Source organism: Candidatus Pelagibacter communis (assembly GCF_001180185.1).
GTDB classification, from domain to species: domain Bacteria; phylum Pseudomonadota; class Alphaproteobacteria; order Pelagibacterales; family Pelagibacteraceae; genus Pelagibacter; species Pelagibacter ubique_F.
Genome location: NZ_CVSS01000013.1, coordinates 37,820 through 47,531 on the forward strand (window position 1 = coordinate 37,820; position 9,712 = coordinate 47,531).

Here is a 9,712-nt window from a genome sequence, read left to right on the forward strand (position 1 = left end):
ATCATATCAGATGTCATCTGATTTAAAAGTTTTACAAGTAATTCCCAGGTTAGGTTATGGAGGAGCTGAAACAGGTTGCTATGATTTAGCTCATTATTTACCTGAAAATAATTGTAAGTCATTTATTGTAACGAGTGGTGGAGAATTAATTAAATTTATCGATAAAAAAAAAGTTAATTTAATTAAACTACCCGTTAATAGCAAAAACCCGCTAATTATTTTATTTAATTCGATAATTCTAACATTTATCATTTTATTTTATAAAATATCAATTGTTCATGCTAGAAGTAGAGCGCCTGCGTGGTCATGTCTATTAGCAACTAAAATTACTGGAAGAAAATTTGTTACCACGTTTCATGGTACTTATTCTTTTGAAAATAAAATTAAAAAATTTTATAATTCAGTCATGGTCAGGTCAAATCTAGTTATTGCAGGATCGAATTTTATTTTTTCACATATTAAAGAAAATTATTCTGATTATCTAAATTTTAAAAATAAATTAATGGTTATATTTAGAGGAATAAATGTAGATTATTTTGATCCGACAACAAAAACGGAGATTGAAGAAAAAAAACTTCTTAAAAAATGGGAGATAGAGGAAAATAAAAAAATAGTTTTACTGCCAGGAAGATTAACTTCTTGGAAAGGACAAGAGCTTTTTCTAGAGGCAATTAATTTAGTGAATATACAGCTCGGTTACGAGGCTTTTTATGCTGTCATACTTGGAAGTGAACAAGGTCGTGATTTATATAAAAAGAAATTGTTAAGATTAAGTGAACAATTTAGAACTACCAAACAAGTAAAATTTGTTGATCATTGTAAAGATATGGCGCTTGCATATAAAATTGCAGATATAATAGTATCGCCTTCTATAAAACCAGAAGCATTTGGAAGGGTGGCTGTTGAGGCCCAGTCTATGGAAAAGATAATTATTGCAAGTAATATTGGTGGGTCTAATGAGACTGTTATTGATGGAAAAACGGGATATTTATTTGAGTCTAGTAATGCGAAATCTTTAAGCGAAAAAATCCTTAAAGTATTAAATTTAGATGATACAACATTAAAAACACTTGGGATTCAGGGAAGAAAAAATGTTATTAAAAAATTTAATGTTGAAAAAATGTGTTTTTCTACTTATTCAGAATACAAAAAATTAATAAATTAAATGCCAACTATAACATTACCTGACGGAAAAAGTTTAGAATTTACAAATCAAGTAACTGGTTTGCAAATAGCAGAAAAAATTGGAAAATCACTAGCTAAACAAGCAATGGTTATATCAGTTGATGGTAAATTGAGAGATTTAAATTTTGTAATAGAAAAAGATTGTTCAGTAAAGATTTTTACATCGAAAAATGATGAGGGCCTTGAGACAATAAGACATGACACAGCCCATATATTAGCTATGGCTGTTCAAGAACTTTATCCTGGAACCCAAGTTACTATCGGACCAGTAATTGAGAATGGATTTTACTATGATTTTGCTAGAAAAGAGCCATTTACTGAGGATGATTTAAAAAGAATTGAAGAAAAAATGCGAGAGATTGTTGATCGAAATGAAATAACTAAAAGAGAGGTTTGGTCTAGAGATAAGGCTATTAAGCATTTTAAAAATAAAGGTGAATTTTACAAAGCTCAGCTCATAGAGAGTATCCCTGAAGGAGAAGAAGTTTCAATTTATTTTCACGGTGAATGGCATGACTTATGTAGAGGTCCACATCTTTCCTCAACAGGAAAAATTGGAAAATTTTTTAAACTTACAAAAGTAGCTGGTGCATATTGGCGAGGAGACTCAAACAATGAAATGCTTCAAAGAATTTATGGAACTAGTTGGGCTTCTCAAAAAGATTTGGATGATTATTTAAAAAGAATTGAAGAGGCAGAAAAAAGAGATCATAGAAAATTAGGCAAAGAAATGGACTTATTTCACTTTAGAGAAGAAAGTCCAGGATCTGTTTTTTGGCATGAGAAAGGCTGGGCATTATTTCAAAAATTGATTGATTATATGAGAATGAAACAGGATATTGCAGGATATAAAGAAATAAATACTCCAGAGGTTTTAGATCGTTCTTTATGGGAAAAATCAGGCCATTGGGAAAAATTTGGGGCAAATATGTATACGTCAACTACTCCAGATGAAAAAGTTTTTGCAATTAAACCTATGAATTGTCCAGGCTGTCTTGAAGTTTTTAATCAAGGTCTAAAAAGTTATAAAGATTTACCTTTGAAGATGTCTGAATTTGGAAAAGTACATCGTTATGAGCCTTCGGGAGCGCTACATGGCCTTTTGAGAGTTAGGGCATTTACTCAAGACGATGCTCACATATTTTGCACTGAAGATCAAATTACAGAAGAATGCTTGATAGTAACAAATCTTATTTTAGAAATTTACAGAGATTTAGGTTTTGAAAATGTTATTTTAAAATATTCTGATAGACCTGAATTAAGAGTTGGTGATGATAAAGTATGGGATAAAGCTGAAAGTGCTTTATTAAAGGCAGTAAAAGCTTCTAAATTAGAATATAGCATTAACAAAGGAGAGGGCGCATTTTATGGGCCTAAAATTGAATTTGTTTTGAGAGATGCGATTGGAAGAGATTGGCAATGTGGAACCTTGCAAGTTGATTTTAATTTACCAGGGAGACTTGGAGCTTCTTATGTAGACAAAGATGGTTCAAAAAAAATTCCTGTTATGTTGCATAGAGCTTTATTTGGTTCGCTAGAGAGATTTATTGGAATTTTAATTGAAAATTATGCAGGTAAATTTCCCTTTTGGATTTCACCCCTTCAAACAGTGGTCATCCCTATATCAGAAGAATTTGACGATTACGCAATTGAAGTTACAAAAAAAATAAAAGAGGCTGGTATAAGTTCGCATGTTGATTTAAAAAAGCATAATTTAAACAATAAAATTAAAGAACATTCACTTGCAAAAATACCAGTTTTATTAATTTGTGGTAAAAAAGAAGTTGACACCAACTCAGTAACGATTAGAAGGTTGGACTCTAATAAACAAGAAAATATGGATTTAAATCTATTCTTAAAAAAATTTTCTGCTTTTAATAAAGCATCATCAAACTAAGTGCCAGATTTTAAACAAAATTATTTTCAAAGAAGAACTAAAGAACGTGGTCCTAGATCAAATAACAGGATTTCCTCTCCTGAAGTTCAAGTAATAGCAAGTGATGGTGAAAACTTAGGAGTTCTAAATACTAATGAGGCTATCTCATTAGCCAAAAATCAAGGATTAGATTTAATTGAAATTGCTCCAAATGCAAATCCACCGGTTTGTAAAATTATGGATATGGGCAAATTTAAATATGATGCTCAAAAAAAAGCAAATCTTGCAAAAAAGAAACAAAAAATTATTTTATTAAAAGAAATTAAGATGAGACCAGTTACAGAAACACATGATTATGAATTTAAGGTTAAAAATGCCAAAAAATTTATTTCAAAAGGAGATAAAGTAAAATTTACAATAAGATTTAAGGGAAGAGAATTACAACATTCACATTTAGGAAATGAATTGATGAATAAAATCAAAGAGGACATGAAGGAAGTAGGTAAAGTAGAATTACATCCTAAATTTGATGGAAAACAAATGATAATGGTAATTCAACCAATATAAGACTTAATTAAGGTTGTAAATTTAAATCATTCTTTGTATAACCTCGCAGAATTATGCCAAAACTTAAAACTAAAAGTTCAGCAAAAAAAAGATTTAAAATTTCAGCAAAAGGCAAAGTAATGAGTGCTCAAGCTGGAAAACGACATGGTATGATTAAGAGAACGAATTCGCAAATAAGAAAATTAAGAGGTACAACGACAATGTCAAAACAGGATGGAAAAATTGTTAAGTCGTATATGCCTTACAGTCTAAGAGGTTAATAATGGCAAGAGTGAAAAGAGGAGTTACTAGTAAAGCTAAACACAAAAAAGTTTTAAAAGCTGTAAAAGGTCAATGGGGCAGAAGAAAAAATACAATTAGAGTTGCCAAGCAAGCTATGGAAAAATCCATGCAATACGCATACAGAGACAGACGAAATAAAAAAAGAGATTTTAAATCATTGTGGATACAGAGAATCAACGCTGGAGTTAGAGCTGAAGGCTTAACATACTCAAAATTTATCAATGGGTTAAATAAATGTGGCATCACAATAGATAGAAAAATTCTTGCTGAAATTGCTTACGATAGCCCAGAAGCATTCAAAACAATTGTACAAAAAGCTCAATCGGCTTTAAATTAATCTTCGCTATTGTTTTTATTTCTTAAGGAAATAATCTACTAATATGTCAGAGATAAAAAATATTAGAGATCAGTTTATATCAAAGCTTGAAAATGATTTAAGCATTGATCAAATAAATGAAATCAAAACCGAGCTCTTTGGTAAAAATGGTTTAATTTCGTCAAAATTTAAAACAATAGGATCGATTCCAGATACTGATAGAAAAAAATTTGCATCAGATTTAAATCAAGCAAAAGACGAACTACAGAATTTGATAACTTCTAAAATTAATGAGTTAGAGGGAAAAAAAATAAACGAAAAATTGGAAAAAGAAAAAGTTGATATAACTTTACCTGAAAGACCATTCGTTAGAGGGAAAGTTCACCCAGTATCACAAACTATTGATGAAATTTCATCTATTTTCTCTGAAATAGGATTTAGTGTTGAGGAAGGCCCTGATGTTGAAAATGAATATTATAACTTTACTGCTTTAAACACACCTGACAATCATCCAGCACGAGATATGCATGATACATTTTACTTAGATGAAAACAAAGAGTTTTTGTTACGAACTCATACATCACCAGTTCAAATCAGAACTATGCTAAAAGACAAACCACCATTTAAGATCATTGCCCCTGGAAGAACTTATAGATCTGATAGTGATCAAACACACTCGCCAATGTTTCATCAAGTAGAGGGTTTGCATATTGACACAAATATTAATATGGGGCATTTGAAGGGATGCTTGAATTATTTCATTAAAGAATTTTTTGAAGTTGAAAAAATTAAAATGAGATTCAGACCTAGCCATTTTCCATTCACAGAACCTTCTGCTGAAGTAGATATTGGATATGAAATCAAAGATGGAAAAATAATTATTGGAGAGGGAGATAAATGGCTTGAAATTTTAGGCTGCGGTATGGTGCATCCTAATGTTTTAAAAAATGTAAAAGTAGATCCCTCTAAATATCAAGGATATGCATTTGGTATAGGTATAGATCGACTGGCAATGCTTAAATACGGCATTAATGATTTAAGAGCTTTTTTTGATTGTGACTACAGATGGTTAAATCATTTTGGTTTTGATCCACTTGATGTTCCTTCAAATTACAGAGGTTTAAGCAGATGAAGATTACATATGATTGGTTAAAAGATCATTTGAAAATAAGTGCCAAAGAAGAAAAACTTCTTGAGAAACTAACAGATATAGGTCTTGAAGTTGAGAGTATAGAGAATCTATTTGAGGGATTAGATTTATTTAAGATAGCAAAAATTGTAAAAACTGAAAAACATCCAAATGCTGATAGACTTAAAGTTTGTGAAGTTGATGTTGGTAATAAAAAAATAAAAAAAGTTGTTTGTGGGGCTGCAAATGCAAGAGAGGGTCTTCTTACTGTATATGCTCCACCAGGTGCAATAATTCCAAAAAATAAAACCAAACTAGTTGTTGCTAAAATCAGAGATGTTACATCTTATGGCATGCTTTGTTCGGAATCTGAATTAAATTTATCAAATGAAAGCGAGGGGATTATTGAGCTGACGTCATCCAAATATGCAAAAAATATTGGAAAAAGTTATTTTTCTAAACCAAGTTCTAATCTTATAGATTTATCAATTACACCAAATAGACCTGACTGTCTTGGTGTTAGAGGAATAGCGAGAGATTTATCAGCCGCAGGTTTTGGAAACTTAAAAACAGATAAAGAAAAAAAAATAAAATCTAATAAAAAACAGACTTTAAAAGTAAAAATTATAAAAGAAAAAAGTCAAGGCTGTTTATCTTTTGGAAGCTGTTTGATAACTAACGTCAAAAATACAGAAAGCCCTCAATGGTTAAAAGATAAATTAATTTCTATAGGCCAAAAACCAATATCCGCAATTGTAGATATTACAAATTATGTCATGATTGATATTAATCGTCCCTTACATGCATACGATGCTGACAAAATCGAGAAAGGTATAATTGTTAGAAATACAAAATCAGGAGAAGAATTTACTGCTTTAGACAATAAAAATTATAAACTAAATGAAGGAATGTGTGTAATAAGTGATAACAAAGGCGTCCTAGGCCTAGGAGGAATTATTGGAGGAACAAGATCTGGTACAGAGCTAGATACAAAAAATGTTTTATTAGAGTCAGCTTATTTTGATCCAAGATCAATTAGAAAAACTGCTAAGAAGTTGAATATCGATACAGATGCTAAATTTAGATTTGAAAGAGGTATTGATCAGTTATCTATTGAAAATGGATTAAATAAAGCAGCCTTCTTAATTAAGGAAATTTGTGGTGGTGAAATTAGTAAAATAGATATTCAAAAAATCGGATCCTATAAAAAAAAAATCTTAAAGTTTGATCCAAATATATTTGAGAGAATCACAGGTTTTAAAATTTCAGTTAAAGAAATGATAAATATTTTAGAGAAGCTCGGTTTTGAAACAAAAATAGAAAAAAAAATTATCAAATTATTAGTACCCTCTTGGAGACCAGATATTGTTCAAGAAATTGATATAGTTGAGGAACTTGTGAGAATTAGTGGCTACAGGAAAATAAAAATAGAAAATCCCATTAAAGAAAGATCAAAAAATACTTTAAATCCAACTCAAAAGCTATTTCATTTTCTTCAAAGGGCGGTAGCATCTAAAGGGTATTTGGAAACAATTACCTGGTCTTTTACAGATACTAAATATAACGATCACTTTAAAGAATCTAATAAAGAAATAAAGATTGTAAATCCAATTAGCTCTGAGTTGGGAGTATTAAGAAATTCAATTTTTTCAAATTTAGTAATGTACATGAGTAAAAACTTAGATAGAGGAATTAAAGATTTATCAATATTTGAAATAGGACCAACATTTTATGGTTCACGACCTGGAGAACAGAATACAGTTGTTTGTGGTTTGTCAGCTGGAAAAAAATCTAGACTTTCTTGGGTCGAAAAAGAGAGAAATGTAGATGTTTTTGATATTAAAAGAGATGTTGTACAAACTTTAGTAGAGGCCGGATATAACTCAGAAAAATTCTACCTAGATGATGCAAGCCCAAATTATTTTCATCCAGGAAAGTCAGGAAGAATATTTTTAAATAAGGGAAAAGATAAAGTAGCTGCTTATTTTGGTGAAATCCATCCAAATATTATAAAAACTCTAGATATTAAAACAGACTCTTTAGTAGGTTTTGAGATATTTTTGGATAATTTAAGATTACCAAAAAAACCTATAAAAGATCAAAAAACAAAATACTTTGTGTCTGAGTTTCAAAAATCTGAGAGAGATTTTGCATTTATTGTTGATAAGAATGTAAATGTACAAGAATTAGTTAGTGTAATATCTGGTATTGATAAAAATTTAATATCAAATATTAAAGTGTTTGACGTTTATGAGGGAGAAAATATTCCCAAAAATCAAAAATCAATAGCTATAAGCGTCACTATTCAATCTTTAGAAAAAACTTTAACAGATAATGATTTAGAAAAAATTAATAATTTGATAATAGAAACAGTTGAAAATAAAACTGGTGCTAAAATACGTTCCTAAAAAAATTAATGAGCTCAATTGATAATATTAGAAATTTTGCGATTATTGCGCATATCGATCATGGAAAATCTACTATTGCTGATCGAATTATTCATAGTTGTGGTGGATTGACTGAAAGAGAAATGAAAGCACAAGTTTTAGATTCTATGGATATAGAAAGAGAAAGAGGAATTACAATTAAAGCTCAAACTGTAAAATTAAATTACAAAGCTAAAAATGGAAAAAATTATATTTTAAACATTATTGATACCCCAGGTCACGTAGATTTTAGTTATGAAGTTAGCAGATCTTTATATGCATGTGAGGGTTCAATTTTAATCGTTGATAGTACTCAGGGAGTAGAAGCTCAAACTTTAGCAAATGTCTATCAAGCTTTAGATACTAATCATGAGATAGTACCAGTTTTAAATAAAGTTGACTTACCTGCATCAGATTTAGACAGAACCAAAAAACAAATTGAGGAAGTTATAGGAATTGACACTGAAAATGCAATTCCATGTTCAGGTAAAACTGGTGAAGGAATTGGGGATATTTTAGAACAAATAATTACAACATTGCCAGGTCCTAAAGGAGAAAGTTCAGCAGATTTAAAATGTTTATTGGTTGATAGTTGGTATGATACATATCTTGGTGTAGTAATTTTAGTGAGAGTGATTGATGGTAAACTTTCAAAGCACATGAAAATAAAAATGATGTCAACTAATCAAGAATATATTGTTGAAAAAGTTGGAGTTTTTACTCCAAAACCAGTAGACATAAATGAATTAAAAACTGGTGAAATTGGATTTATTACAACTGGAATAAAAGTTTTATCTGAAACAAAAGTTGGAGATACAATATGTGATGCATCAAGGCCATTAAAAGAGGCTTTGCCTGGATTTAAACCAAGCAAACCAGTAGTGTTTTGTGGGCTATTTCCAGTAGATAGTTCTGAATTTCAAAAACTTAAAGATGGTCTAGCTAAATTACAATTAAATGATGCAAGTTTTTCATTTGAACCCGAGTCATCATCTGCTTTAGGATTAGGTTTTAGGTGTGGATTTTTAGGTTTACTTCATTTGGAAATTGTAACAGAAAGGCTAGAAAGGGAATTTGATGTTAATTTGTTAACAACTACACCTGGTGTTGTTTATAAAGTCCACCTTAATAATAGAAATATAATTGATCTTCAAAATCCAACAAGTTTACCTGATCCAACTTTGATAAAATATATTGAGGAGCCATGGATAAAAGCAACAATTATTACTCCTGACCAATATTTAGGTTCAATTATAAAGATGTGTCAGGATAAAAGGGGAATTCAAACTAATTTAAGTTACTCAGGAAATAGAGCTGTCGTAAATTATGAATTACCATTGAATGAAGTCGTTTTCGATTTTAATGATAGATTAAAATCCATGACAAGTGGATATGCTAGTTTCGATTATGAAATTATTGAACATAGAGAGGGAGATTTAGTAAAACTTGGTATTTTAGTAAATGGAGAGTCTGTCGATGCTTTAGCGATGATGATACATAAAGATTTTGCACAAAAAACGGGGAGAGAAGTTTGCGAAAAATTAAAAGATTTAATACCACGACATAATTTTATGATCCCGGTTCAAGCTGCAATAGGAGGCAAAATTATTGCGAGAGAAACAATAAAAGGATTCAAGAAAGACGTATTAACTAAAATTCATGGTGGCGGCGCAACGGACAGAAAAAGAAAACTTTTAGAAAAACAGAAAAAAGGAAAAGCTAGATCAAAACAATTTGGTAGAGTAGAAATACCTCAAGAGGCTTTTATTGGTGTTTTAAAAATTAATAAAGAAAAATGATAAATAAAATTGCTGATTGTATAACTTTCTTTGATAATAATTTTATGTTTAAACTGAGATATAAAATTTTAGAGAAGTATGTTGTTATTTTTCCCCATTTTGTTACTTGTAATTCTTTTGAGTCAAATAAAT

General features: G+C 30.1%; 8 protein-coding genes. All 8 read left to right on the top strand.

What is annotated here, in order from left to right:
* The first annotated feature begins 10 nt into the window (after positions 1–10).
* The 8 genes from AMN95_RS01125 to lepA are packed head-to-tail and all read left to right on the top strand — an operon-like array spanning position 11 to position 9,580.
* The gene (locus AMN95_RS01125) at positions 11–1,165 is read left to right on the top strand and encodes a glycosyltransferase family 4 protein (protein WP_075522171.1); all 1,155 of its coding nucleotides are present in this window, start codon (positions 11–13) and stop codon (positions 1,163–1,165) included.
* Positions 1,166–3,082 carry a threonine--tRNA ligase gene (gene thrS / locus AMN95_RS01130; RefSeq protein ID WP_075522172.1) on the top strand — a complete coding sequence of 639 codons (1,917 nt, stop codon included), beginning with the start codon at positions 1,166–1,168 and terminating at the stop codon, positions 3,080–3,082. It abuts the gene before it with no gap.
* Positions 3,083–3,628: a translation initiation factor IF-3 gene (infC, locus tag AMN95_RS01135; protein ID WP_075522173.1), complete on the top strand. Its 546-nt coding sequence runs from the start codon at positions 3,083–3,085 to the stop codon at positions 3,626–3,628.
* Between the two features lie 53 nt (positions 3,629–3,681).
* Positions 3,682–3,888 carry a 50S ribosomal protein L35 gene (gene rpmI / locus AMN95_RS01140; RefSeq protein WP_075522174.1) on the top strand — a complete coding sequence of 69 codons (207 nt, stop codon included), beginning with the start codon at positions 3,682–3,684 and terminating at the stop codon, positions 3,886–3,888.
* A 2-nt stretch (positions 3,889–3,890) separates the two neighbouring features.
* Positions 3,891–4,247 (top strand): 50S ribosomal protein L20, encoded by a 357-nt coding sequence (gene rplT / locus AMN95_RS01145; RefSeq protein ID WP_075522175.1) that lies wholly within the window; start codon positions 3,891–3,893, stop codon positions 4,245–4,247.
* A gap of 43 nt (positions 4,248–4,290) precedes the next feature.
* Positions 4,291–5,358 carry a phenylalanine--tRNA ligase subunit alpha gene (gene pheS, locus AMN95_RS01150; protein ID WP_075522176.1) on the top strand — a complete coding sequence of 356 codons (1,068 nt, stop codon included), beginning with the start codon at positions 4,291–4,293 and terminating at the stop codon, positions 5,356–5,358.
* Positions 5,355–7,763 carry a phenylalanine--tRNA ligase subunit beta gene (gene pheT / locus AMN95_RS01155; protein ID WP_075522177.1) on the top strand — a complete coding sequence of 803 codons (2,409 nt, stop codon included), beginning with the start codon at positions 5,355–5,357 and terminating at the stop codon, positions 7,761–7,763. Before pheS ends, pheT begins: the two co-directional genes overlap by 4 nt.
* An 8-nt stretch (positions 7,764–7,771) precedes the next feature.
* Positions 7,772–9,580 (top strand): translation elongation factor 4, encoded by a 1,809-nt coding sequence (lepA, locus tag AMN95_RS01160; RefSeq protein WP_075522178.1) that lies wholly within the window; start codon positions 7,772–7,774, stop codon positions 9,578–9,580.
* Positions 9,581–9,712 lie beyond the last annotated feature (132 nt).